Source organism: Paenibacillus sp. B2(2019), from assembly GCF_008370385.1.
GTDB lineage: Bacteria > Bacillota > Bacilli > Paenibacillales > Paenibacillaceae > Paenibacillus_AQ.
In genome coordinates this window covers 69,604-93,253 of record NZ_VTZR01000002.1, presented here as the reverse complement: position 1 = coordinate 93,253, position 23,650 = coordinate 69,604, and the positions used below count along the sequence as shown (strand labels likewise).

The window sequence follows — 23,650 nt, the reverse complement described above, 5'->3', positions numbered from 1 at the left end:
TACGTATGAACCAGCAGTGGAACACCGGAACCTATGATACTGATATGGCCTTTGTGTCTCAGTTTGGAGAGTCTTTGATTGAACTTCTTCGCCCCCAGCCTGGCGAACAAATTATTGATTGGGGCTGCGGAACTGGTGATTTGGGAGAAGCCATCGCTGCTAGTGGTGCCACTGTAACAGGTATTGATGCTTCAGCCGAAATGATTCAGACTGCCCGTGACAAGCATCCCCAGCTAAACTTCATCTTAGCAGATGGGCAAAACTATGTGGCGGAACAGCCAGTCGATGCCGTGTTCAGCAACGCTGCTCTACACTGGTTGACCGACGCGAACGGAGCAGCTGCTTCTATCACAGCTAGCCTACGAACAGGCGGACGTTTTGTTGCCGAGTTCGGTGGGCTGGGCAATATCGCTTCTATCGTCACTGAGCTTCCAAATGCTTTTGCCGCTATAGGGTGTAGTGATAAGCTTCAATTACCTTGGTACTTCCCTAGCATCGGACAATATACAACACTACTAGAACAACATGGACTGACTGTTGACCTCGCCCTTTGTTTCGACCGTCCAACCCCACTAGAGGCTGGAGAGCAAGGGTTCCAGTCCTGGCTGAACACTTTTGCTAATGGAATCTTAAGTGTCCTAACACCATCTGAACGAGAAGAAGTCCTCTCTTATATGGAACAGAAACTTAGACCGACATTATTTCAGGATGGCCGCTGGGTGATGGATTATCGAAGAATCCGGGTCGTCGCTTACAAACGCGTCTAACAATGAAGGGCGTGGCTTCTTCCTATGCAACAAAAAAAAGAGTGTACTGGCGCGTGTCCGCACCAATACATTCTTTTTATGACCATCTATCTGCTATCTCCCACATATCGATCGCTACCAGCACCAAGTCCGACAACCAGCAGCAATACGCTTGCACCCAGCAATAAAACAAGCGGCATCGTCCAGCTATTCGTTACATCATGAAGCCATCCGAATAATGCCGGGCCCATTGCTGCAAGCACGTAACCTACGGATTGGGCCATTCCCGACAGTTCCGCTGCTTCTTGAGTGCTTCTGGTCCGTAGACTGAAGAACATCATCACAAGTCCGAAGGCAAATCCTCCGGCAATCCCAAAACAGATCGCCCAGACAGCCATTAAAGCACTGCTTCCCAACCAAATGCCACCGATTCCGATGAAATACAAAATAGCCGTGATGATTACTAGAATACGTTGGTTCTTCATCCGACCTGCCCACAACGGCACGAAGAAAGTAAACGGCAGCTGGGCCATTTGCATTAGTGATAGTAACCAACCTGCATGACTTGATGACATCCCTCGCTCACCAAGGAGAACAGAGAACCAAGCTATGAAGACATAATAGAGCAACGACTGTAAGCCCATAAAAATCGTTACCTTCCAAGCAAGCGAAGAACGCCACATATTTCCACTAGAGATCGACCCCTTGGCCCCAGTCCCTTGATCGAGCTTGCGCATTTGCGGAATCCAGAACAGGGTTGCTAGCGCAGCGATCATAAACCAAATCGCCAAAGTCCCTCTCCAGCCAAATCCAGCATGACTAGCTAGCGGTACACTAATACCTGAAGCGACGGCTGCACATAAATTCATTGAGACGGTGTAGACACCTGTCATTAACCCAATTTTGTGAGGAAACTTCCCTTTAATCAGACCCGGAAGCAATACATTACATACTGCAATAGAAAGCCCGAGTATCGCCGTACCTGTGAACAACAGTCCCGTTCCAGATCCCGACCGGATTAGAATCCCCATAGCAAGCATAACCATTGCAATTAATAACACATTAGCCAAGCCGAAACGGCGAGCTAGCTTTGGAGCAAACGGGGACAAAATGGCAAAAGCCAACAATGGTAGAGTAGTAATAGCTCCTGCTAAAGTGTTCGATAAGCCTAGATCATCCTGAATCATTTGTACCAGTGGACCGACGGATGTGAAAGGCGCTCTAAGTGCCGCTGCGATAAACACAATCCCCAACACTAGCAGCCAGCGATCATATTTGGTATCCGTTAAACCTCTATTCTGAATGTTTCCTTCTCGTTGCGATGCTTTCATCATGTATCCTCCTAAATTGCAACAAGCATAAACGCCTTTGACATTCCTGTAAGGACGGTGAGCGATTACGCCAGAAATATAAAAATGTTTATTACATGGCATTAAGACCTATCATCCACTATTATTATAAAAGTTACAAGCCTTAAGTAATTTTATAACCCTATTATTGACAAAATCGAATGACATCTTTAGTATCCATATAATCAAGACAATTGAGAATCAATCTCATTCGATCTCCTACATATTCCTATAGAAAAGAGTGAACAGAATGCTTCGAAGGTTTTTTTCCTACTATCGTCCGTATAAAAAACTATTTATATTGGACTTCTCCTGCGCTGTTTTTGCAGGTCTGCTAGAACTAGCTTTTCCGGTAGCTGTCAATAAATTTATTGATGATTTGCTCCCGGGTCAAGATTGGCCGCTAATTCTTATTGCGTGTGTCGCGCTCCTAGCTATTTACGCCTTGAATACAGTTATGCAGTATATCGTTACATACTGGGGGCATATGCTTGGCATTAATATCGAGACCGATATGCGTAAAAAAATGTTCGATCATATCCAGAAACTATCCTTCCGATTCTTCGATAATAATAAAACAGGTCACCTCATCGGGCGAATCACCAACGATTTAAATGATATCGGCGAGGTGGCGCATCACGGTCCTGAGGATATATTTATCGCCATCATGACACTTGTCGGTGCTTTCCTCCTTATGGCTGATATTAATCTGAAGCTGGCCATTATTACTTTTATTATCGTTCCAATTATGGCTTGGGTGATCATCTACTTCGGACGCAACATGACTTCCACCTATCGCCAGCTTTTTGGAAATGTAGGTAGTTTCAATGCCCGTATCGAAGATAATGTCGGTGGTATCCGGGTTGTTCAATCTTTTGCCAATGAGCAGCATGAACAAGAGCTATTCGCAGTAGATAACCAAATGTTCCGTAAAACTAAGCTTCTCGCTTATAAAATCATGGCCAAAAGCTTATCCGTCAGCTATATGATGACACGCCTCATTACGATCCTTGTGATGATCAGCGGCGCTTGGTTCTTCATCAATGGCGAGTTGCAAATCGGTGAGTTTGTGGCATTTATTCTGTTGTCCAATATCTTTTTCCGTCCGATCGAGAAGATCAATGCCGTTATCGAGAGTTATCCAAAAGGAATTGCCGGCTTTAAACGTTATCTAGAAATTATTGATACGGAGCCAGATATCAGCGATAAGCCGGATGCCGTAGAGGTAAGTACTTTACACGGTGATATTACCTTCCAGAATGTCTTTTTCGGATACGACGAAGACCGTCCGGTTCTACAAAATATCAGCCTAAAAGTTAAGGCTGGCGAAACGATTGCCTTTGTTGGACCTTCTGGCGGAGGCAAAACAACTATTTGCAGCCTGCTCCCTCGTTTCTATGATGTCACAGGCGGGGCTATCACCATAGATGGCATCGATATCCGTGACATGAAGCTGGAGTCGTTACGTAAGCAGATCGGGATCGTACAGCAGGATGTGTTCCTATTCTCCGGTACGATTCGTGAGAATATTGCCTACGGAAAGCTCGATGCGAAGCTGCCTGAAATCTGGGAAGCTGCTCGGCGTGCCCATCTGGAAGATCTCATTCAGAATCTTCCAGATGGCATGGATACGGTGATCGGAGAGCGCGGTGTGAAGCTGTCCGGTGGACAGAAGCAGCGCCTAGCGATCGCCCGCATGTTCCTGAAGAATCCACCGATCCTGATTCTGGATGAAGCTACTTCAGCACTGGATACAGAAACGGAAGCAGCGATTCAGCAATCGCTGGCGGATCTGTCCGTGGGTAGAACCACACTCGTCATCGCCCACCGATTGACGACGATAAAGAATGCCGACCGGATCATGGTCGTGAACGAAGAAGGCATCGCCGAGCAAGGCCGCCATGAAGAGTTAGTCCATGCCGGTGGCATATACAGCCGGCTGCATCAGGCACAGTATAACGCTTAGGGACGTTATCTGGAGCTTCTGTAGAATGATTGATTCAGCTGCTGAGATTTTCAAGAATAACAAGCCTAGTCTCCACGTTATTGGCGACTAGGCTTGTTTTTTCGTGCTTCTCATCTATTTCCAGCATGAGAGGCTGCACACCACATGAGTCGGGTCCTGTGACCTAGGTACCTACTATCATTTTTAACATCGCTGCTTCTACATTGACGTTCTTTCATGACCACGACCAAAATGTACATGCTCTAATGAGTGAAGTATCTGTGTCCCAATAATTATTATACACTCTATAAAAAAGTTCACCCGGTTGTAGAATGAGCTTTTTTTAGTTTCAGGAGAGCTGAATATACGAATCTTCAAAACCCAACAAGACTTCATTACGCTGCCCCCAGCTAGCCTCTTCCCTTCCCAACTCCGAGACGTAACCGTACAGGCAATCGTCTCTTTGTACTAGACAGATACGGCCACTAGGCTTGCTGTAAACACAGGCTCCTGTGAGTTTTTCTTCAAAAAACTTGCCTCTACTTGTGATACGGTTCACCGTAACAGGGCTAACGGCGAAAAATGCGAAAGGAGCTGCCGTGGCAGCTCCTTTCTTGGTCGTAGAGAAACGTCTATTGAACTTATGAGTTTGGATGATTAAACAACACAACACAAGAGTCGCATTCGAACATGGAGAGAAAAAGTTGCAACAACAGTACTCAGTCGAACTTTTGCAACGATTCGAATAAACGCTTTAAATTATTTAATAATGCGTTTTTTTCATCCCAAGTCCAATCAGCTAAAGCTTCATGCATATTGCGCTCACGGGCGAGGTTAATCATTGTATTGATTTCCTCCCCGTATTTTGTCAATTCAGACACACGAATTCGAGAGTCTGAACTTGATGGATAAGTATAAACCAACCCGGCGGTCTCTAACTTATCGATTTGCCGACTAACACTCGAATAGTTTTTCCCCATCATAGCAGCCAAATCACCAACACTAGTCGGTTGGAGATGCTCGATACCAACAAAGACGCGAAAGGCTGCTGCCTCCAAATTTACACCAGCATCAGCAATCATTTTCTTATGACGGTCTGGCCGATTGATAATGGAAACTAAATCAATTAGCGCTTTAAAAATTTCATTCTCCATTTCTTTTTATCGCACCTTTACTACTGGACGTGGTGTAAGCGGAGCATTCCAAGCCTTTTCGATATTTTCTAGAGCAAACTCTGTTGTGTCAATCTTTATCTTCCCCTCGGCGGCCATCTCAAAAACACCTTGAACAGCGGATAACATATCAGCTTTAGAAACACTCTTATCTCCACTACCTACCAGTTCAATTGTTGATGAGCGTAAAATAGATGAAGGTAAATTTATGTTTTCTTGTCCAGATGAAGTTCCAATGCTTACAAAGCGGGTTACACGATCCGTATTATTCTTAGAAAGAGCTGCCATGATGGCGAATGCGCTATCACCCCAAAGGTAATCCAATATAACATCAACACCTTCAGCAATAACTGGCATTAGGCCGTTTTCAAACATTTTTTGTCCGTAGTCAGCTGTCATATCAAATGCAATGGCCTCATCGGCTCCAAGTGAATGTAGCTTCGATTCATTGCGTCCCGTTACAATGATTTTCTTGGCCCCAAGGCCCTTAGCAATCTGAACTGCTAAGCTACCGGATGCCCCAGTGGCGCCGTTAATCAAAACCGTTTGACCGGATTTGAAGCCAGCCCGAAATACCATTGCAGCCCATGACGACATAGCTGGGTTGGCAATAGCGGCAGCAGTGAGATCATCAATACCATCTGGTAAACGGACAACTAGCTTCTCGTTGACAACGGTTTGCTCAGCCAAACTACCATACGGTGCCGTTGGCAGTGCAAAGTAAACTCGAGACCCATCTTCCAAAGTTCCAACACCGTCAATACCAGCTACAATTGGAAAATTTACTTCTGATGAGTAGTGCTTACCCATTGAACGGAACTTGCTAACTCGACTCAAGGCTGTTGCCGAAACGTTAATTATAACTTGCCCACCTGTCGCAATAGGGGAATCAAAATGACCCATTACGGGAATGGTCCCCTTCTTCTTCACTATTGCTGCCTTCATAGTTATTACACCCAGCTCTCATTCGAAATTATGTGCATTGTGCACATAACCCAATATAACACAAATTATGTGCACAATGCACATTTTATTTCGAACCATTCCTTGATGAATATACTGAGGTCAAAGGGTTAGCTAAATTCGTGCTTCACCGTCGCCAATTGGACACGGTCTTTCAGCTGGACTATCCATATGCAAGGCAGGTCGGTCTTTCTGCATCCAGACTAATTAAGCAATAACTTGCCGTTACTTATGATACGGTTCACCGCGCTGTCTGTAACGGCAAATTTTAAGGCCATTCTTATGGTATGACCTTAAAAGGCGTTTACGATAAGCTCAACCATTAGCTCATCGCCGTATCGCTGCTGGCCTTCTTCGCATCTCTTTCCTCGTGTCCAAGACCGCGCTTGAAAATCGGCAAAGATCTGAAGCTGCACACCGCGGCCGTCCAGTCGTTCCCTGTTGAACTGATTATGGAGGCAAAATCATGGAAGACAATCTCGTACACAACAGGTTGACCGTCAATGGCTGGAGCAGGTGCTGCGGCAGCAGAGCAAGTCTGTCTCCGATGTGTTCTATGCCGTGAGAGGTACGCAAAATTAGTTATATTTTGACTACTATCAGGACCACATGACAAACCTATTAATTAGCTACGACCTCGACATGACCCTCATGAAGATCAGTTAATCAATGCCTGCCACTAAACCGTTTAATCGCTTCCTCGGTCACCGGCTCGAAGAGGTTTACAAGGTTGCCGTCGGGATCACGGAACAGCATAGAACGGTTTCCCCACGGCATCGTGGTCGGTTCTTTTACCCAATCATAGACAATTGGCTTCAAGCGTGCATATTCGGCTTCGACATCGTCGACGCGGAACTCGATGATGACAGTGTGATTGCTCGCTGCCACTACGGAACCAGCGCCGAATAGCTGCGCCGTTTGGGAGTGGCCGATTGCCAGGGTACATGCTGGCATAACGAGTTCGGCAAAAACAGGCGCGGGGTGCACCGCCGAAACACCCAGAACTTTTTCATAGAACTCGACGAGACGATTCACATCGTCGGTAATGATGCGTACAGAAGCAAAATTCACAAAATACCATCCTTTCTATACTCCTTTATGTTTACATACCCGATAATAAAACAACGCTACTGACAGCGTTATGTCAGTAGCGTTCTGAAATTTTTCGGGCTTCCTCACGAATCTTATTCCGGAATGATTCAGGCTCCAATACGATTACACCCGCTCCCCAGCCGAGCACCCATTGCAGTAATTCATCCAGTTGGCGTACGCGTAAAACCACATCTAATCCAGCTTGATGCTCTTTCATTTCTTCAATGTAATGATAGTTGGATTCCTTCACCTTATCTGCGAGATCATGATTAAATCGAAGATGAACTCGCAAGTGGCGATCATCCGGAGGGGTATACTCTCTTAAGTCAAAATGCACAGGAAGCTCGAATCGCGATTACGCCTGTTTCTTCATTTGAAACAAACGAGGGATAACGAAGCTGATTGACAAGCGGAAGGGGCTTTTCCTTTGTCAGAGAAAGCCCCGAAATTGAATCACAGGCTTACCTTCGTCATTTGATGTAATAAGCTACCCATATATTTCCGATACAATTTATATCTGAATATGAAAGGTTGGGTTGTTTTATATGGCGAACGGATCAAATGAAATAAAAACACTTGATGTTACACAAGTTCTTGACCTAGCTAGTAATAAACATATTATCGACGTATTTGTAACTGATGAGAACAATGAGCAAGAAGTGGTTGTAGCAATAGTTGCTAGGATACGGATTGCTGATATTAAAAACAAGCAAGGTTGGAATGCAACTGTTGTAGATGCAAAAAGAAGTCGCTTTTATGACAGTGTAGAAATTAATACAGAACCTACAAACCGCGTGGCATCAAACGCTGTAAATCTACACACATCTTCAGGAATTTTCTATGGTTCCTATAAAGGATATAATGTTAGAAAGCAACGAGACTATGTCAAGAAGAATGGTAAGAAATTGTTGGAACGATATCAACAGTTCTACTCTGAACCAGTCACCCCTAAAGATCAATAATTTGTTGTAGACAGTTGCTTAACTATCCTCGTTAAAGAGTCCTATTCAAAAATAGAGCCAGACATTCTCCCAAAGAGAATGGCCCGACTCTATATCTGTTAAGATGTGTTTCTATTACCAAAGGTTCAACTTCACCTCATGCAACCTTGTATTAGGATAGCCGATGAATCGACCATACTATATCCGTACTGAAACCAAGGGTTAGACCGTCAGCTTCGTAATATAATCCAACTTCCTCACCTGCTTGCAGCTCTACATCACCGGATAGCGTCACCGTCGCACTACTTAGTACGGTCCTTATAGTTAAAATTAACGCTATATTGACGTCCAAGATAGGCATATAACCTTTTATTAATTCAGTGCTGCCATTCTTCTTTACGGTAAAAAATGGATCAATGCCACTTCCTAAGCTTATACTAACTGGAACGTTAGTCTTATAGTTAACAGTTGCATGTATAGCATACTTGCCAGTGGCCGGTGCCGTAAATATCCCTGTAGCAGGATTAAATGCAGGGCTTGCGTAATAAGGGGACGCCTCACTCCAATTCGTAAATAGCGTGCTACTAGCGATTGAGTATGTCGTACCCGTAACAGAAAATCCTTCCGAGGTAAAAGAAGTCCCCGCTGGCCCTGGATCTCCTTGTGGTCCCGCCGGTCCTGATGGGCCTTGTGCTCCCGCTGGCCCTGGATCTCCTTGTGGTCCCGCCGGTCCTGATGGGCCTTGTGCTCCCGCTGGCCCCGGATCTCCTTGTGATCCCGCCGGTCCTGATGGGCCTTGTGCTCCCGCTGGCCCTGGATCTCCTTGTGGTCCCGCCGGTCCTGCTGGGCCTTGTGCTCCCGCTGGCCCTGGATCTCCTTGTGGTCCCGCCGGTCCTGATGGGCCTTGTGCTCCCGCTGGCCCCGGATCTCCTTGTGATCCCGCCGGTCCTGATGGGCCTTGTGCTCCCGCTGGCCCTGGATCTCCTTGTGGTCCCGCCGGTCCTGCTGGGCCTTGTGCTCCCGCTGGCCCTGGATCTCCTTGTGGTCCCGCCGGTCCTGATGGGCCTTGTGCTCCCGCTGACCCTGGACCTCCTTGTGATCCCGCCGGTCCTGATGGGCCTTGTGCTCCCGCTGACCCTGGACCTCCTTGTGATCCCGCCGGTCCTGCTGGGCCTTGTGCTCCCGCTGGCCCAGTCGCTCCGGTATCGCCTTTATCACCCTTGACTCCATTGCCTTTAGAATTCTGCGATTCTTGGTCAACCGATGGCTGAGTACTGATGGTGATGGTTTTCATGGTGGAATTCCATACTACTTTTGCACCGAATAATTCGGCAATAAATCGTACCGGTACCATAACCCGGTTCTGAATGATCTTAGCAGGTTGATCGAGCGTGACCTTCTCCTCTACATCACCGACTTTAATGCTGGCGGTCGGGTCGCCTATAATCAGCGTACCCGATGCATCTCCTTTAAAAACCGCTATTGTTTGTGTAGAACTGTTCCAGTTAAGAGACACGCCGAGCGAGTCTTCAAGGACCCTCAAAGGCATAAGCGCGGTTCCTTTATGGACAACGGGTTCGACGTCACTCGGGATTACGCTATCATTAACGATAATAGAAATCTCGGCCACTTGGCCGACCGGAGCCGCCTGAGCAACAGGGACCACAAACAACGTCATTACAAGCACAAGTACAATAGATAATTGCAGTCTTTTTATTTTTATCACTTTACTTTCCCCCATATTTAGTCAATTCGAAGTAGATACCAGCACCTAAATAATTACGAACAGCATTCAATTGTTCGGCGGTTGCAATCTGATAGGGATCACCTTCAAGTCCCGTTCCTCCAGCAAAGCTCACTGCCGCATATGCCTTACCTTCATCTGTCGCGAACAATCCGGGTATACCACTTAGCACCACTAGCTAGATCTATTATAATGGAACTAATTGTATTTAATAGTGACCGCTGTCATCAGTATTGTCACATGACAAATTAATTTAGTAGTCATTTACCGAAGCCGACAACGGAGATTGTGCGAAGATTCATACTCAAAAGCATAATAATTCGCCCTACTTATGATAAGGTTCTCCACTCAGTCTGTACCGGCAAGCTTTCATACTAAAACAGATTATAGTGGACAACCCTTCAATTCATTTGCAGGAAGCCTTTAGCCTGGTACCGCTGGTACGTCAACTTCAACATCAGGCCCATCGTTTACGATGTACACTACTAAAGAACCATTAAGTTCTATTGTCGGACGTTTCGTTTCCCAATCTTCTAAACGCAACTTTAATTCTGTTGATGACTCTGAAAAAAGAGTAAGGGGAGATGCCTCAATCTGAGCAAGCAAACGCCTCACGCTATCTGTTTCAATAATGAATTGAAAGGTGATCATGTGTTGGAGAACGTTTTGAAGTCTACGATCCATGCCTCTGCATCCGAGATTACATTCTTTGCTGCGTCGACGGAAGTATGACGTTCAAGAAATGCCGAACATTTTAAACTGATTCGTTTAACCATGTTTCCGTTCCCATCTTTGATGCTATTTTAGAATGTTTTTCTCCAAGTGTAATTGTCGAAGAAACAAAAACAAGGGAAGACCCAGTGAAGGACCTACCAGTAGCGTACGGTTCACCCTGATTTATCTTCACCGCGGTACATCTGTTCCAAGCTCTAAGTGAATGAACCATAACATAATTCACATCAGTTGTATGGTTGTTATTAAGCAGATTGCGGGGACCATTTATACAGCACGTTCTCTCATACACTTTCGTCCTGCATAATAACCATAAATAAATATCATTACAAAGACGAGGATGCCTCTGAACCATGCGTCAGTAAAAACCATCAATGATGGCATCCCAAGTGCAAATATTAACAATAAAATCCAGTTTATATAGGAGCGTTTGAATCGTCTTTTAAGAAAGCCTTCAGAAATAATATTATATAGAACCATAAGGTAGGACAATGAAGCGAAAATCAAGGAAATCAAGAAAATTTGTTCCGTTACTGTCGCGGCGCTATCAATTAAAGCGATGAGCAGTATAAGTAATAACAAAAATACAAAATTAAAGTAGGTATAAATAAAAGGAATTCCAAAAGGTGCAATCTTCGTTTTTATGTAGTATTCAACACTTGCGGCTATATTTTTATCACTCTTGAATGTTACTGGATCAACTTGTTTAAATTTCAAACTTTAGATTTCCTTTTCTATATCTTTATGTAATTCAAGCAACATCTCCCTTTTTAAAGACTCATTAGTTGTCTCTTTAAACTTAATGAATAATTTTAGTAAATCATAAGGAAGGAGCGTAGAGGCTTTAGATATCTTTTCAGCTACTGTAAAAAGGTCACTTTTTTCATTGAGGTATTTATATATTTCAAATTCAATGTCAGAGTAGATATCAAGAGCCTTATCTACCCGTTGTTGATTAGATTTACTGTTTTCAAGAAAGTTGCTTCTTAGCTCCTTATACATCCAAAAAACTAATACTGTAACTATAATTGATATTGCAGCGGGTGTTGAATCAGGAAATAAGGTTCTTAAAAACTCGATAAAATAACTCATTAAATCACTCCTTTTATTTACAATTATGCTTGATATATCATTTAGTTCCGTTGATACCATACCGACTAAAAGAGCGTATTTTAATATTCCACTATTTTATTGAAAGGTATCGACTAACAAAAAAAGCCTTCTTTCGAAGGCGGTGTAATTAAATTCTTTCTGCTATTAGGATTAAACGCTATTTCAAATTGCTACACTACGCGGAAGCGGAACTGCCCCACTTCACATCAAACAGATGATGTAGCGTAGGATATAACGGTGTATCAGCTTGACGGTCTTCCTGCAAGAGTAAGTAAAGGTCCAGCTTCGTATTATCTTCACCATTAAGTGTGCGGCTGTTCATCATGCGAAGCAATAACTGATGCACGCTGTTCATTGTTGCTGGATGTTCCGGATCCGTCCAGTTGCGATTGGTTTGAAAGAAAACATCCTCGTATCTGTGTAGGATAATCCAGCACAACTCGGTCTGTTGGTCCGAATCTAATGATTCTGGGAATAACAAAGGTAATTTTCAAAATTAATTATTGGGTTTCCGGTTGTGGGATCGTTTATGGTTTCATAAACGGTATAATACTTACCGTCCATACGTTTTTCTTGATGGGTTTTAACTGCCGGCCCACCATAATATTGACTAATCCCAAAGGTCACAGTAATTAAACTACCAGCCCCACCGTCCCCACTGCCTCCTCCAACAAACCCGATATCAGTAAAGGGTTGGCCGTTGCGGGGTCAATCCCTTGATTCATATCAGTTTTGTTTTCGGATAATCGATTTTTCAGTTTGTTGGCATACTGACTATCCGTCGCATAACCAGCTCTTTGGAGTTCGTTAGCAAACTCATAAGGATTTTCTTTGGATAATGCGAAACGATAACGGCTGTTTTTAAGTAGGAAATCCGAATGGTCAGCAAAAGATCCTGCTACGCTAGAGTAGCTCCGGAATTTTGAAGTCGTGGGCACACGTACGCCATCCACTTCTTCATGTGTTCTTGCCAAGCAATAATCACCTTTATATGTTTTATTCGCTTTAATACCAAACAAATTATAATTGCATACTGCGTTTTTTCCTATGGATTCGTGGGAATGAAATTTAGGGAAATCCTCCCCAATTTCATCGATATTACGGTCCTGATTTCAACAATTAGGGAATTTCTCCCTTTAAATTCACCTAATTAGCTCATAACAGTGGATTTCAGGCGATTTATAGGGAGAAATTCCCTAAAAAGCTTAAAATCCAGCGAAAATCAGTAATTTATAGGGAGGTTTTCCCTATAAATCAAACAAAAACACAATCTAAACACTCGCTCAAGCACAAACTATTTTCATCTACACCCAATTCGATAATTACTCCTCCCAAAACTAAGTTTCTTTACGATAGAGCCTCACCGTTTCCTTCAGGGTATCAAACGACCAACCTCATCCATCCCTTAGCATAATTAGAAACTTTTCCATGGTTGTGATGGACGAAAAGTGAATCTCGTATTTCCATTCTTTACGTACAGATGTTAATCAATTACTGGTTTTTCCTTCGAAAATATCATTATCAACATTAAAAATATTAAAATTAGTTGGATACCCAAGTAACTAACAGGAAATAGATAAATAAGCTCTATCTGAGGAATATCAAATTCAACGAAACTAGGATTTGCAGATTTTTCCCCTTGATATTCTTTTAAGTAAAATAGAATTCTCATGCTAGGTAAAGTACTGATAACTAACCATGCAATATTGTACCTTAGCTTCCTCGTCTTTAAAGCCATCACGCAAGAAATATATGTAAGAAATATTGGTGCTGAATACATTAAGAACATCTGCTTTACTATTTCTTCATCCCAATCTTCAGTTTTCAGCTTCAAAAAATAGATAGTTATAAAATGCAAAAATACAACAATTAGAACTTGCAGAATCGCTTTAATCCTAATGTTCTTAAATTCACTTTTACTATACCACCTCTTTATTTAGTAACAGTTCTTAATACCGATAGATTAATCCTCTATTTTCAATCTGTAAAAAACAAATAAAAAAGGAGCCGCGTAAAGAACACGACTCCCTCTTAATTAAACCGCATCAATAGCGGCACTTATGAATGGTGATTAGCGATAAACTGCTGTTCACGTACTTATTTCTTCGCAATATGCACTTTAAGCTGCTTGCCCTTCACCGTCGTCTCTCTCATCGCTTGCAGTACCATTGCACCTTTACCGTTCAAAATATCCACGTAGGTCACATTGTCCTGAATCGAGATAATACCGATATCTTCTGCAGATATACCCTCAAGCTTTGCGATTGTGCCGACAAAGTCCACGGCTCTTAGCTTCTTTTTCTTGCCGCCGTTGAAGTACAGCTTCATGATCTCTTTGTTCAAGCTTTCGCTTTTGTCCTTCTTGCGGACAGGCTGCTTGTTAATTTTCTGCTCGAACGCTTCCTTCGCGTAAGTAACAGCATCGTCCGAAGGAGCTTTCATAGGAGGGATACTGAAGCCAATATAGCCTTCAATGTCCTTCACCCATTTTTGCTCATTTGGAGTGACAAAAGTGATCGCTTTGCCTGTCTTACCTGCACGAGCAGTTCTGCCTGTACGGTGCACGTAGCTTTCTTTTTCCAGCGGAATATCGTAATTAATCACGTGAGTGATGTTCTCGATATCAATGCCTCTTGCCGCTACATCGGTAGCAATTAGATAACGGAACTGCCCTCTTTTAAAAGCATTCATGACCTCAAAACGCTCGTCCTGCTCCATTCCCCCGTGGATCTTATCACAAGGATATTCCAGATCAGCCAGCCCTCTAAACACCGCATTCACCTGTTCTTGTGTACGGCAAAAGATAATACAGCTGTCCGGATTCTCAACCGTAATAATATCGCTCAGTAGCGAGAACTTGGCAGCTTGTCTCACTTCAATCAACGCATGTTCAATTGTAGCGGTTGTAATTCCACTTGCTTGTATCTCAATTTCCGTTGGATCGCTCATATATTTCCGGCACAAATTCTTAATCACTTCCGGTAATGTAGCGGAGAAAACACAAGTCACCCGTTCTTTTGGCAGCTGCTTAATGATCTTTTCGATCTGCTCAATGAACCCCATGCTCAGCATTTCGTCTGCTTCATCGATGATCAAATACTTGATCCGATTTAGCGGAAGCGTACCTCTTTCAATATGGTCGAACACACGTCCAGGCGTACCTACGACAACATGTGTTTTTTGAGTAAGTTCAATTTTTTGTGGAGCAAAAGGCTGCTTACCGAAAAGAGCCACGGCCTTAACCCGTTTAAATCGTCCAATGTTGGTGATATCCTCTTTCACTTGCATGGCAAGCTCCCGAGTAGGCGTTAGAATCAAAGCCTGCGGCTTATTCTCCACCCAATCCACCAAATCACAGACGGGGATTCCGTAAGCTGCCGTCTTTCCGCTACCCGTTTGCGATTTAACGATCAGATCCTTTTGCTGAAGAGCTACAGGGATCACTTTGCTTTGAACTTCTGTTGGTGTCTCATATTTCAGGACATCCAGTGCTTTAATAATGTCTTCGTTTAACTCATAATCTCTAAATTGCAATTCACTCATCGTTCAACCTCTTCTATGCCGATTGTTCTGGTTAAAGCGGAAACTCCGCGATCCTTCATCTTATGCATACTTATCATTATAACAGCTATTGGCTCCCTTGATTCCATTCCTTATAGAACTGGTCCAGATAATTAAGCATAAAATCATGCCGTTCTTCTGCTAACTTGCGTCCATAGGTTGTATTCATCAGGAATTTTAATTTTAATAACTTCTCATAAAAATGATTGATAGCCGTTCCTTTACTGTAATCCCTGTATTCCTTTTGAAGCGATTCATCTCTTGGAGACACTTCTGGATCATAAGCTGGACGACCTTTCGCCCCTGAGAAAATAAAGGTTCTGGCAATGCCAATCGCACCAAGCGCATCAAGTCGATCGGCATCTTGAACCACTTGGCCTTCAAGCGTCTGCATCGGTTCTCCCCCGCCACCACTAAAGGACATCGTCTCAATAATCATCATAATATGATTAATTTGTTGCTCATCTGTAAGGTTTGAAGAAAGCCAAGTACGTACTTTAAGCAAACCTTCTTCTTTAGACGGATTAAGCTTCTCGTCAGCAACATCATGCAGCAAGGCGGCCATCGTGCAAACAAATACATCTGCGCTCTCGATCTTGGCAATTTCAGCGGCGGTGTTGCGCACTCTATCGCAATGCCACCAGTCATGACCCGTAGTATCTTGTCCAAGTTGTTCTTTAACAAAATCTTCGGTTCGAGCTATAATTAAAGATTCATTCATCGTAGAAAAACTCCCTTTCCTTAAGGAATATCGAAGCCCTATTATAGCTGATAACTTGTCCATTCGCCCACAAGAAATCGAACCAATTATAAATTCTTGCTTGCACGACTCCAAATGATCCGCTATAATCGGCAGTAATCAAAATTTCGAAGGGAATTGGTTCTGATGAATACAAATACAATCATGCTGAATCAACTTCATTATTATCACAAACAGCGTTAGCACTCCTGAATTTTTTCAGGGAGGCTAACGCTACTCGCGTTGGCCTCCCTGCGGCATAGATCACGCGCAGGACCAAGAGGTCCTGCGCGTTTTTTTATTTTCTAAACTATGCCAATTCAAAGGAGCTACTAATGATGCAAAACATTAAAGGAACTTATGATTACTTCGGTCAAGAGCAAGCGCTCAGAAAGAACATTCAAAATACGTTGGAAGACTTGTTCGAGCTCTATGATTTTGAATCGATGGATACGACATTATTAAATGAATTGGAGTTATTAACCTCAAAATATGCAGGCGGGGACGAAATTCTCAAGGAAATGTACCAACTCACGGATCAGGGCAACCGCAAATTGGGGTTGCGTTATGATCTGACGATTCCTTTTGCCAAAGTGATTGCTTTAAATCCAGGGATAGAGTTCCCCTTCAAGCGGTATGAGATCGGAAAAGTGTTCCGAGATGGACCCGTAAAACGTGGGCGTCTGCGTGAATTCCTGCAATGTGATGTCGATGTGGTCGGCATTTCCGGCCCTGAGGCTGAAGCTGAGCTAATGCAACTGGCTACCGAAGCTTTCCGCAAGCTGGACATTCCTACCATTCTAAAATGGAACAATCGACGTTTTCTCGGTGAGATTCTAGAGTCCATCGGCGTACCTGCGGAAGAGCAACTATCCGTTATGCTTACCCTTGATAAACTTGAGAAAATCAGCATTAGTGGAGTGGAGAACGAGTTGATTGGCAAGGGGCTAGAACCTGCAACCATCGCAGCGATTCTAGCGCTTATCGAAATGGATAATCCAAGCTTTGAGCAGTTATGCGACAAATACAATCTCACAACACAACCGGGTGCGTCAGAGGTTCTCGTCCTACAAAATCTAATCCAAGACATTGGACTACAGGAGACTTGCCGCTTCGATCCTTTCTTATCCCGAGGTCTTTCATTCTACACAGGAACAGTTTACGAGATCTTTGATGCATCTGGTTCCTTTGCCTCAAGCTTGGGTGGCGGAGGTAGATATGACGCGATTATCGGACAGCTAGTGGGCAGAGAAGATATTCAATATCCTACGGTGGGGTTGTCTTTTGGTATGGAGTCAATCATGGCGCTCCTAGCAGAACGACCTATCCAAGAAAATAGAGCAGCAAATGTTATGGTCATTCCCATTGGTGAGACACTACCACAAGCTTTAATTGCAGCAGCCGAGCTGCGTGCCTGTTCTATAAGAACCTCTCTCGTATCCGGTAAAAGAAAATTAAAAAAGCAGCTCGCCACAGCTTCATCCAAAAACATCCGTTACGTTATACTGATCGGCGAAAGCGAATCAAGTGTTGATAAGGTACGCTTGAAAGATATGGTGGAACAAACAGAGGTTATCGTTCCGCTGGATGAAGCTATTTACCTCATCACTGGCTAAGCTGGTGTTCGCTTAAAAAGATTCACATAAAAGAAGACCCCGCCGACGGCCGGCGGGGCAAAGTTTATATTTAAGGGAGGTTATATATGTACTATAACCTTGCAAGCTTAATATTTTATGAATGACGGATAAAGATTCCCTTAATCCTTCTTAGATTTTAAACCGATCTACCAGCCCTTGTAGCTCCTTGGCACTTTGGGTATTCTCGTCAGCCACCGTAACTTCATGGAATGTCTTCTCAACGATATCAGCCGTCTTCACCGCAATATCCTGAATCCCAATAGCCCCCTCATTTACTGTAGCAGCCACTTCATTGACCGCTATAGAAATACTAGATACAGCCATACTTAGATGATCGGCCGCAGTCTCAAATTGATTCATCAGCAAATTCACTGTAGTAGCATCTCTGTTATATTGCTGACTTACCTCCGTTAACCGCTCATAGTCTCCAAGAACATTCTGGTCAATAAAAGCTAGTAACGCCTCTGAATTTTCCTTCATTAGTTCAACAGAAGCATAAACACCTGAAACGACCCCTTGAATCCCAGCCGCTGTCTCTGACGATTTCTCAGCCAACTTGCGGATTTCACCAGCTACAACAGCAAATCCTCTACCTGCCTCACCTGCTCTAGCCGCTTCGATCGCTGCATTCAAAGCAAGCAGATTGGTCTGACTAGTAATCGATAGAATCGTATCCGCCAGTACATTAATCTCTGAGATCGCATTCGACTGTTCAATTGCTTTTTCCATATCGATACGAACAGATTCATACACTCGTTTCGCATTATCCGTAGACTCTATCGCCTCATCTTGTAGCACCATCGCCCGCTCACTGATCTGCTTGGAAACTCCAGCGCCTTCCTTCACATTACTGGAGATCTCGGACACATTAATATCAATTTCAGTTATCGCTGCCGTCATCTCTTGTGTTGAAGCTGCTGTCTCCTCCATCCCTGCCGAAAGCTGCTGTGTAGTTGCCGAATTATCATGAGCATTCTCCCGTACATCTATAGACAGCTTTTCAAGAGTCTCCGCATTATCAAGCACCTTGGTCGAGATCATGATTAGACTACCCGCCATATCACGAAGAATAACCCGTGTTCGGAGCATCGCTATGGCTATCGTACCTGTTTCATCTTTGTTTTTCGTCAGATACTCGTACTGGGAGTCATACGTCAAATTCAGCTCTGCCGTTCTATTTATCAACTCTGTCAGTTTAGCAATCGGTGAAGAGATTTTTTGGGCAAAATATAAAGCAATCAACAATGCAATAATCAAACTTCCTGCACCCAGAAACAGATTAAAGCTTCTCATCTCATTCACAGGTTTTACAATTTCATCTAAATTTGCGGTTATCCCAAGCAACCAGTGGGTCTCAGGCATAACGGTATAGGCTGATTTTTTATCCACATCATTATATGTATAGCTAAGCAGGCTATCTTCTACTTTTTCACCAGATTTCACACGCTTCACCACAGCCATGATCTGATCATTGGCAACAGGTTGTCCTACTTGCTTCTTATCCGGATGATACAGTGTATTCCCATTCTCATCGAGAAGATAAGCATACGAAGTCGTTGTATTTACTACTTTTGCATCTGCTAAATACTTAATCATACTATCTGCGGAAACCGCTGAAGCTACATATCCAATCATCTTCCCGTTACTCTTAACCGGATGTACAAATCCTACCACATAAGCCCCAGTAGATTTCGATTTCAGCGTTTCGCTAATTACCGGCGCCGCAGTCTCCATTACTTTCTTCGTATAATTTCTATCACTGAAATCCGTACCTATAAGCTTAATATCACTGTCAGCCACAGCGATGCCATTCATATCACTGACAAAAGCATGTTCGAGGTTCCCAGCATCCTTCACAATTCCCTGAAGGCTGATATTTACCTCATTCTGTAGCTTACTCCCCTTGGCGACGCCACCATTCCCTGCTTGGAGTAATAATTCGACAATTTCCGACCTTCCAGCAATAAGCTCGATACTTCTCTGCTCCTTCGAAATCATAGCCGATATGGTCTGAGCTTTATTCGTATTGACCTGCTTCATAGAATTCTCAGTAAGGCTCACAATTGCCTGAGTTGACCTTAAATATGTAAAAACCCCCATTACTGCAATACATAATAGGGTCACACCTATCATCATAAGTGATAGTTTAAGACGAATCTTCATTTTCCCTCATCCTTCCGACTACTGTTCATTAGAGAACAATGCAATTGTAAATAATACAACTACTATCGGATATGATGATAAATTAGTGAATATTGACGAAGCGAAAATACGGAAAATATCAAAAAATGTCGAATTTTTGCATATAAATGCAGAAAAAACTAGTTCTACTAGTTCGGTGATCTTCTTTATACTAGTTATTAAGACCTGTTTTATTTCTAAGATGAAATAGGCGGTTCTGACTGGGATGCTGGGGAAATTTGCGTAGTTGCACCATCTGTTAAAGGGTGTTTAGTTCTGCTACGTAAAAACAGACCAGACATTGCAGCGAGAATTTGCTGGAATAACATTCCTGAAATCACAGGGAGTGCAACAGCCGGAGGAAAATATTTTACTGCGAGCACAGCTCCCGCGCTTAAATTACGCATGCCGGAATTAAATTGTACGGCCACAGAATCTTCGTAGCTAAAGCGGAAACGGCGCGATACCAATGCTCCGATTACATATCCGAGAACTACGGTTACGAAGGTTACGCCAATAATAATCGCTAATTTACTATCCGGGTGTTTCAGATAACGGGCAATGCTAGCACCATTAATAGAAACAACCATGAACAACCCAACCTTTACAAATGGGGAAAGCGGAGGTCCACATACCGTATTCACCTTGCCTTTTGTCCATTGATTCAGAAGCATCCCGACTACCGAAGGAATGACAACCATCCATAGGAGTCCTTTCATCATTTCCCCAAGCTGAATCTCCACACTCGCTCCCATGAGCAAATACAATGTACCCGGAACGACAATCGGTGACAAGAGCGTATCGATTAGAATAAGTGCCAAAGTTAGTGCAATGTTCCCGCCGTATATGGATACCCACACCACGCTAACGACACCCGTTGGGATCGCAAACAACAGTACAAATCCTGTCACTGTGTAAGGATCTCCCGGAAAAACAGCACTTGCAACGAGCCAGCCAATGAGCGGCATCACGATATGAAGAATAACCATCAACACGATCAACTTCTGTGGTTTCAGCAGTACGCCCAGCAGATCTTTGAGATTAGATTTCAAGCTCCCGATCAATGTCATAAAGGCGAATATCCATGGGACGAGACCTGTGAATGGTAGCAGTCTGCTTTCATTAAGCACACCAACCACGATGGCAGTAGGTGTTAATAGTGGCATGATTTTTTCGAGAACAACATTGGATTTGATGAGTCCATTTCTTATATTCGTAAGCATGTGTCGCATACCTTATGTATGGATGTCATACATTCCTTATCCGCAAATTTAAGTTGTAGCAGTCTCTATAAGCTTACAGAAATCATACAGGACTTTCCATTAATCTACTACACAAAAAAGGAACCAATTCATTAAATTGGCTCCAAGTCGTAATTTTATAGCGATGCTTAACGATTTAAAACCCTTGCGGAAACAATGCGTCCAGTGCTGGGCATGGCAGTTTATCCAGGAACTGAACCAAAGGCGCTGGCATGTTACTGTATAAGTCCTTCAGTGAGGTTCCCTGATAAATGTTGCCAATAATAACGGGATGACATAATTCAGAGATCAGGATGTCTCCATTGCCATGTAGATGAAGCTGTTTCTTGCCCTCTATGCAGTGTGGAAAATAAACGCCCGGTTGCTCCTCGAACCCAAGCGCATCCATAAACCGGTCCATGCAAGTGAAATACAGGGTCGTATCCTCTTTCTTCATAGCGATCAGTTCACTCACAGCATTCTTTAATTGTTCACGGGCAGCTATAGACTTCCAACCCGTATGATCCATGATAATACTGTTCTGAATCTCATGTGTTCTAACACCCATCGCATATACGTGATCACTAATTTCCTTCATATTATCCTGAGTTTCGCTGAACAACAGCGTTTCCAGCACCGTATCTACACTAGTTGCCGCGAACATAGTAATGTTCTCTCTAATTTTCTCGTAAATGCTTGGATGAATATTATAATAACGAGAGAAGGCGTCCGCTGTAGTAAAATTGAAGGAAATATGTATCGTCGTTAATCCTGCCGCGACTAATTGATCAATCCGTTCATCATTTAAAAGACTGCCGTTCGAATTGAGCTGTGTCTGAATCCCTCTGGATGAGCAGTAGGTTACAATCTCCACACAGTCATCGAACTTTAATGTGACCTCGCCACCTGACAAGCGTACTCTTTTCAGACCAGGAAGCTCTTCAAGAATTCGGATAACCTCTTTAGCCTTGATGCTTTGTCCATCATTTCTATTATACGCACAACAATAATCGCAGCGAAAATTACAGTTCGAGGCAACTCCTATTTCTAAGCCTTCCAGCTCATAAGTAAGCGGTTTGTCTAGTTCCAATGCTTTATATCTCATTCTCTAAAGTCCTCCTGAAAAATAATGATTTGATTCAAGGGTTCAATCTTAGAGATTATAAAGGTTTATGGCTTAGGTTAATGTGAGGTATATAACAGTTATTTTTCATAATGTTTCCCTAAATCAGAGGAGTTACCACCTGATGGTACCCAAACGCTCTGGTGAATTTTCTTCTCATTTACTACTGAATAAATATAAATCCAACCTTCTTCGTTTTTAAATCTAACTTGTAAATGATATGGATTATATTGTCTACCTACTTGTCGACTAATTTCCCATTCTTGATTAGGGTATTTCTCCTCCAAATAGTGATTGAGTTGTTCTGTTTTTCGGGATACTTGATAATCAATCCAGTAAGGGCGAATAGCGAAGGATAATAGCAAAAATACAGTTATTGAAGATACTATAATTAAACCAGGCTTCCTAATCTTACGGGGTAAAAACAAGGCTACTCCAAATATAATGAGGACAAAAGCAACCGAAAACATGATTTCTATTGCAGTAATTGGATGCAAAATAACCCTCCTCTGAATCAGGCTTCTTTCTAAGTCCATAGTCCATTCACTAGTATTCACCAGTATTTTCCAGTATAATGCTTTATTGTAAGCAAACACAACTCATGCCGAACTCTTGAAAGGAGGCAAAAGATGAGGAGAATCATCCTAAACACACTCATTATTTTAATCGTCATATTTGCTACAGGCTGTACATCTAATGCCGATACGGTTGATACACCGCTGTACTCAGGGAAAAGCTTATTTATAGGTGTTGTTGGTGAGGTGCCTAAAATAAGAGAAGAACATGTGCACTTCACAAGTATTTCTTTTGAGGAGTTAGAAGATTATTCAAAGCTCTCCTCTAATTATGATGCTGTAGTTATTGCGAAAGAGCATCTGAAAGAAGCGGACGACAATAAGTATGTTAAAGTATATACAAATGCAAGTATTCCTTTCTTCTTTATTGGAGCTACGAAATCATTTATGCCGTTTGTTCTTGAAGATGTATCGTATGAGCACTCTTCTTTAACAAATTTTAATAATGATATGTATGTTACATGCTATCTTCAAACTGGTGAAACATATAAAACTTGGGGATACGGACTTTACAACGATAAAGTAAATGAACCCAACATTAAAGATGTTTACTCACGGATGTTCACTACCATCGAGTCCATAGAGAATGATACGTATAAATAGGCAAAGCATATCCCCCTTCGCCGTCCCTATAAGCGCGGTGAATGCTTACGTGAGGAAGAGAAAGATCATTTATGCCGTGAAGCCTATAAATTCCGATCCATTTTAGATTTCATATCCCGAACTCCCCCACCTCCTGCACCCAGTCAATGAAATAATGATGGGAGATGGCAAAGGAGATATATAGGGATAAACT

24 protein-coding genes are annotated in these 23,650 nt (G+C 43.0%); 5 read left to right on the top strand and 19 right to left on the bottom strand.

The annotated features are described in order from the left end of the window. The first annotated feature begins 5 nt into the window (after nucleotides 1-5). Nucleotides 6-767: a class I SAM-dependent methyltransferase gene (locus tag PAENI_RS00715; protein WP_149643928.1), complete on the top strand. Its 762-nt coding sequence runs from the start codon at nucleotides 6-8 to the stop codon at nucleotides 765-767. Nucleotides 768-853: 86 nt separating this feature from the next. Here PAENI_RS00715 and PAENI_RS00710 read toward each other — a convergent pair whose 3' ends face one another. Continuing rightward, nucleotides 854-2,077, bottom strand: coding sequence for a CynX/NimT family MFS transporter (locus tag PAENI_RS00710; RefSeq protein WP_149644540.1), 1,224 nt, complete (start codon nucleotides 2,075-2,077; stop codon nucleotides 854-856). A 268-nt stretch (nucleotides 2,078-2,345) separates the two neighbouring features. Here PAENI_RS00710 and PAENI_RS00705 point away from each other — a divergent pair, with 268 nt between their 5' ends. Then, entirely contained in the window at nucleotides 2,346-4,061 is a 1,716-nt protein-coding gene (locus PAENI_RS00705) for an ABC transporter ATP-binding protein (protein WP_149643927.1), read from the top strand. A 698-nt stretch (nucleotides 4,062-4,759) separates the two neighbouring features. Here the strand turns inward: PAENI_RS00705 and PAENI_RS00700 are convergent. The 5 genes from PAENI_RS00700 to PAENI_RS00680 all read right to left on the bottom strand — a co-directional run bounded on the left by PAENI_RS00700 (nucleotide 4,760) and on the right by PAENI_RS00680 (nucleotide 7,604). Continuing rightward, nucleotides 4,760-5,194 carry a MarR family winged helix-turn-helix transcriptional regulator gene (locus tag PAENI_RS00700; RefSeq protein ID WP_149643926.1) on the bottom strand — a complete coding sequence of 145 codons (435 nt, stop codon included), beginning with the start codon at nucleotides 5,192-5,194 and terminating at the stop codon, nucleotides 4,760-4,762. Nucleotides 5,195-5,200: 6 nt separating this feature from the next. Beyond that, on the bottom strand, nucleotides 5,201-6,157 hold the full coding sequence (locus PAENI_RS00695; protein WP_149643925.1) for a quinone oxidoreductase family protein: 957 nt from the start codon (nucleotides 6,155-6,157) through the stop codon (nucleotides 5,201-5,203). 340 nt (nucleotides 6,158-6,497) lie between these two features. Further along, on the bottom strand, nucleotides 6,498-6,791 hold the full coding sequence (locus PAENI_RS32145) for a hypothetical protein (protein WP_223178888.1): 294 nt from the start codon (nucleotides 6,789-6,791) through the stop codon (nucleotides 6,498-6,500). A gap of 50 nt (nucleotides 6,792-6,841) precedes the next feature. Beyond that, entirely contained in the window at nucleotides 6,842-7,246 is a 405-nt protein-coding gene (locus tag PAENI_RS00685; RefSeq protein WP_076283207.1) for a VOC family protein, read from the bottom strand. A 73-nt stretch (nucleotides 7,247-7,319) separates the two neighbouring features. Next, complete coding sequence (locus PAENI_RS00680) at nucleotides 7,320-7,604, bottom strand: WYL domain-containing protein (RefSeq protein WP_262495465.1); 285 nt, start codon at nucleotides 7,602-7,604, stop codon at nucleotides 7,320-7,322. Nucleotides 7,605-7,812: 208 nt separating this feature from the next. Here PAENI_RS00680 and PAENI_RS00675 point away from each other — a divergent pair, with 208 nt between their 5' ends. Continuing rightward, nucleotides 7,813-8,229, top strand: a complete 417-nt coding sequence (locus tag PAENI_RS00675; protein WP_149643924.1) for a hypothetical protein — start codon at nucleotides 7,813-7,815, stop codon at nucleotides 8,227-8,229. A gap of 151 nt (nucleotides 8,230-8,380) precedes the next feature. On the opposite strand, the gene PAENI_RS00670 is transcribed toward PAENI_RS00675, so the two are convergent. The 9 genes from PAENI_RS00670 to PAENI_RS00630 form a co-directional block, all read right to left on the bottom strand. Continuing rightward, entirely contained in the window at nucleotides 8,381-9,934 is a 1,554-nt protein-coding gene (locus PAENI_RS00670) for a stalk domain-containing protein (protein ID WP_188114446.1), read from the bottom strand. 1 nt (nucleotide 9,935) lies between these two features. After that, a complete protein-coding gene (locus PAENI_RS00665; protein WP_179086649.1) occupies nucleotides 9,936-10,103 on the bottom strand; it encodes a hypothetical protein in 168 nt (55 codons plus the stop codon). A 272-nt stretch (nucleotides 10,104-10,375) separates the two neighbouring features. Continuing rightward, complete coding sequence (locus PAENI_RS00660) at nucleotides 10,376-10,636, bottom strand: hypothetical protein (protein ID WP_149643922.1); 261 nt, start codon at nucleotides 10,634-10,636, stop codon at nucleotides 10,376-10,378. Nucleotides 10,637-10,951: 315 nt separating this feature from the next. Further along, on the bottom strand, nucleotides 10,952-11,401 hold the full coding sequence (locus PAENI_RS00655; protein ID WP_149643921.1) for a hypothetical protein: 450 nt from the start codon (nucleotides 11,399-11,401) through the stop codon (nucleotides 10,952-10,954). 3 nt (nucleotides 11,402-11,404) lie between these two features. Then, nucleotides 11,405-11,776: a hypothetical protein gene (locus PAENI_RS00650; protein WP_149643920.1), complete on the bottom strand. Its 372-nt coding sequence runs from the start codon at nucleotides 11,774-11,776 to the stop codon at nucleotides 11,405-11,407. A gap of 196 nt (nucleotides 11,777-11,972) precedes the next feature. After that, nucleotides 11,973-12,278, bottom strand: a complete 306-nt coding sequence (locus PAENI_RS32140; RefSeq protein WP_223178887.1) for a hypothetical protein — start codon at nucleotides 12,276-12,278, stop codon at nucleotides 11,973-11,975. A 151-nt stretch (nucleotides 12,279-12,429) separates the two neighbouring features. Further along, nucleotides 12,430-12,846, bottom strand: coding sequence for a glycoside hydrolase family 73 protein (locus PAENI_RS00640; RefSeq protein WP_410477452.1), 417 nt, complete (start codon nucleotides 12,844-12,846; stop codon nucleotides 12,430-12,432). Nucleotides 12,847-13,894: 1,048 nt separating this feature from the next. Then, the gene (locus tag PAENI_RS00635) at nucleotides 13,895-15,340 is read right to left on the bottom strand and encodes a DEAD/DEAH box helicase (RefSeq protein ID WP_149643917.1); all 1,446 of its coding nucleotides are present in this window, start codon (nucleotides 15,338-15,340) and stop codon (nucleotides 13,895-13,897) included. A gap of 85 nt (nucleotides 15,341-15,425) precedes the next feature. Continuing rightward, nucleotides 15,426-16,079: an HD domain-containing protein gene (locus PAENI_RS00630; protein ID WP_149643916.1), complete on the bottom strand. Its 654-nt coding sequence runs from the start codon at nucleotides 16,077-16,079 to the stop codon at nucleotides 15,426-15,428. Between the two features lie 356 nt (nucleotides 16,080-16,435). On the opposite strand from PAENI_RS00630, the gene PAENI_RS00625 reads away from it, so the two are divergent. Further along, nucleotides 16,436-17,713, top strand: coding sequence for a histidine--tRNA ligase (locus PAENI_RS00625; RefSeq protein WP_149644539.1), 1,278 nt, complete (start codon nucleotides 16,436-16,438; stop codon nucleotides 17,711-17,713). Between the two features lie 150 nt (nucleotides 17,714-17,863). On the opposite strand, the gene PAENI_RS00620 is transcribed toward PAENI_RS00625, so the two are convergent. From PAENI_RS00620 to PAENI_RS00605, 4 genes are all read right to left on the bottom strand, one after another. Then, a complete protein-coding gene (locus PAENI_RS00620) occupies nucleotides 17,864-19,897 on the bottom strand; it encodes a methyl-accepting chemotaxis protein (protein WP_149643915.1) in 2,034 nt (677 codons plus the stop codon). A 215-nt stretch (nucleotides 19,898-20,112) separates the two neighbouring features. Next, nucleotides 20,113-21,081 (bottom strand): bile acid:sodium symporter family protein, encoded by a 969-nt coding sequence (locus PAENI_RS00615; RefSeq protein WP_262495464.1) that lies wholly within the window; start codon nucleotides 21,079-21,081, stop codon nucleotides 20,113-20,115. A 232-nt stretch (nucleotides 21,082-21,313) separates the two neighbouring features. After that, a complete protein-coding gene (locus tag PAENI_RS00610) occupies nucleotides 21,314-22,261 on the bottom strand; it encodes a radical SAM protein (protein WP_149643913.1) in 948 nt (315 codons plus the stop codon). Between the two features lie 98 nt (nucleotides 22,262-22,359). Next, nucleotides 22,360-22,776, bottom strand: a complete 417-nt coding sequence (locus tag PAENI_RS00605) for a hypothetical protein (protein ID WP_149643912.1) — start codon at nucleotides 22,774-22,776, stop codon at nucleotides 22,360-22,362. 132 nt (nucleotides 22,777-22,908) lie between these two features. On the opposite strand from PAENI_RS00605, the gene PAENI_RS00600 reads away from it, so the two are divergent. Then, complete coding sequence (locus PAENI_RS00600; protein WP_149643911.1) at nucleotides 22,909-23,457, top strand: hypothetical protein; 549 nt, start codon at nucleotides 22,909-22,911, stop codon at nucleotides 23,455-23,457. Nucleotides 23,458-23,650 lie beyond the last annotated feature (193 nt).

Coding starts and splice junctions, on each gene's coding strand:
- PAENI_RS00715 (WP_149643928.1), top strand. CDS start 6: ATGAACCAGCAGTGGAACACCGGAACCTATGATACTGATATGGCCTTT.
- PAENI_RS00710 (WP_149644540.1), bottom strand. CDS start 2,077: ATGAAAGCATCGCAACGAGAAGGAAACATTCAGAATAGAGGTTTAACG.
- PAENI_RS00705 (WP_149643927.1), top strand. CDS start 2,346: ATGCTTCGAAGGTTTTTTTCCTACTATCGTCCGTATAAAAAACTATTT.
- PAENI_RS00700 (WP_149643926.1), bottom strand. CDS start 5,194: ATGGAGAATGAAATTTTTAAAGCGCTAATTGATTTAGTTTCCATTATC.
- PAENI_RS00695 (WP_149643925.1), bottom strand. CDS start 6,157: ATGAAGGCAGCAATAGTGAAGAAGAAGGGGACCATTCCCGTAATGGGT.
- PAENI_RS00675 (WP_149643924.1), top strand. CDS start 7,813: ATGGCGAACGGATCAAATGAAATAAAAACACTTGATGTTACACAAGTT.
- PAENI_RS00660 (WP_149643922.1), bottom strand. CDS start 10,636: ATGGATCGTAGACTTCAAAACGTTCTCCAACACATGATCACCTTTCAA.
- PAENI_RS00650 (WP_149643920.1), bottom strand. CDS start 11,776: ATGAGTTATTTTATCGAGTTTTTAAGAACCTTATTTCCTGATTCAACA.
- PAENI_RS00635 (WP_149643917.1), bottom strand. CDS start 15,340: ATGAGTGAATTGCAATTTAGAGATTATGAGTTAAACGAAGACATTATT.
- PAENI_RS00630 (WP_149643916.1), bottom strand. CDS start 16,079: ATGAATGAATCTTTAATTATAGCTCGAACCGAAGATTTTGTTAAAGAA.
- PAENI_RS00625 (WP_149644539.1), top strand. CDS start 16,436: ATGCAAAACATTAAAGGAACTTATGATTACTTCGGTCAAGAGCAAGCG.
- PAENI_RS00620 (WP_149643915.1), bottom strand. CDS start 19,897: ATGAAGATTCGTCTTAAACTATCACTTATGATGATAGGTGTGACCCTA.
- PAENI_RS00615 (WP_262495464.1), bottom strand. CDS start 21,081: ATGCCACTATTAACACCTACTGCCATCGTGGTTGGTGTGCTTAATGAA.
- PAENI_RS00610 (WP_149643913.1), bottom strand. CDS start 22,261: ATGAGATATAAAGCATTGGAACTAGACAAACCGCTTACTTATGAGCTG.
- PAENI_RS00600 (WP_149643911.1), top strand. CDS start 22,909: ATGAGGAGAATCATCCTAAACACACTCATTATTTTAATCGTCATATTT.